Here is a 1,532-nt window from a genome sequence, read left to right as displayed (position 1 = left end):
CGCGGCGGCCGAGGCCCGGCCTGTGGAAGACGTCACCAGGCTGATGGGGCTGCTGCACCGGCCCCCGCTGGAACGCCACTGCGGCGAGGCCGCTGTACAGGCGGCCGCCACCAGCCGGCCGGTCGAGGAACTCGTGGAGCTGATCGGCCGCATGGCCCAGGCGGACGGCGTACGCGAGGACCGGCTGCGGGCCAAGTCGCCGACGCGAGAGGGACCGAAGCCGACCGCCGGCGGAGCACGCTCCAACTCGTCCAAGGACGGATCCCCCTCCGGGGACCGGCTCATCGCCGAGGGCGGCACGGTCGCCATCGGCCGTACGGCCCGGGCCCGCCGTGGCCGGACGGCCAAGAGCGGTGGCGCCCCCGCCTGGCCGCGGTGGGTCGCGGCCCTGGTGCTCGTGGTGTGCGGTCTGGCCCACTTCCCGCCGCACCGGGACGGAGCCTCCCTGAGCGCCTACGGATTCGCGATCGGCGCCTGCGGACTGTGTGTGCTGGTGGGTCTGGCACTGTTCCGGCGCAGCACGTTGCCGGTGCTCGCCCTGGGCATCGCGGTTCCGGCGGCACTCGCCGTCGCCCAACTCCTGGAAGGGCGCGTCCAGTCGCCCGGCCTGACCCGCGCGCTGGATCTGACTCTCGCGCCGCCGTGGCTCGCCGGTCTCGCCGCCGTGCTCGCCGCGCTGGCGGCCCTGACGGCGCTGGTGGCGCTCCTGGCCGCGGGCAGACAAGCCCGACCGCGGCCCGACCTGCGGAAGTTGGCGGGCTCGAACCGAGCGGCGGACTGACCCACCACGTCACGTCACGCTTCAGCAGGACGGCGGCGGTCCCACACCGATGGGTGTGGGACCGCCGCCGTCCGCGTTGCTGTCCGGGCTCAGTCGTGCGTCGCGCGCCGACCGCCCGTCCGCGCGGGCCGTTCCCGACCCCCGGTGCACGCGGCCTCGTCGGCCTGTGCGGTGACTGCTCGGCTGCCGCGCGGTACGTACGTGCCTCCGCTGAGGCGACGCAGAGGCGTCACGCGGATCCTGACCTCCGGCTGCTGGGTGGGCTGGGTGGTGTCCATGGGTCCACAGTGCGTCAGAGGTGACGAAGCAACCAGACCTCTCCTGTAGGTAGGACCACTGATCCTGGTACCGGCATACCGGGGTACCGGCACCATCACCCCACGGGTGACGTGAGCCGAAGCCCGCCGCTGCACCAGGCTTCGAAACATTCGAGGACAATGGCGATTATCTGCGGAATGTAGACGCGAAATCGTTGCCCGACAAGGGCACTGGCGGGACCCATGAGGTGAGCCGCCCATCTTGAGCCATCCAAAATCCGTTGCGGCACAGCCGGTTGACGCCCTATTGGCCTCGCCGTAAGGTCTGCGCAGAAATTCGGAAACATGCTCGAAACTTTCGATCGAACAGAAAGGGACGACGTGATCACCCGCACCTTCGCAGACCACACCCCCATGCCTCCGCCCCGGCGGTCCCGTGCCAGAAAGGCCCTGGTGATCGGCATGGCGAGCCTGCTCGCCATGCCGATCACCAG

Annotated in this window: 2 protein-coding genes; one reads left to right on the top strand and one right to left on the bottom strand. The window is 71.0% G+C overall.

Translation table 11 applies throughout. The features are described from left to right. Positions 1-781, top strand: a 781-nt coding sequence (locus tag AOK01_RS39480) for a hypothetical protein (protein ID WP_213862218.1), incomplete at its 5' end; no start/stop codon positions are given. Positions 782-870: 89 nt separating this feature from the next. Here AOK01_RS39480 and AOK01_RS43915 read toward each other — a convergent pair. Continuing rightward, entirely contained in the window at positions 871-1,059 is a 189-nt protein-coding gene (locus AOK01_RS43915; protein ID WP_157871671.1) for a hypothetical protein, read from the bottom strand. Between the last annotated feature and the right edge of the window lie 473 nt (positions 1,060-1,532).

Origin of the sequence: Streptomyces aurantiacus, assembly GCF_001418335.1 — a bacterium.
Lineage (GTDB): Bacteria > Actinomycetota > Actinomycetes > Streptomycetales > Streptomycetaceae > Streptomyces > Streptomyces aurantiacus.
This window is presented reverse-complemented; position numbering and strand designations above follow the sequence as displayed.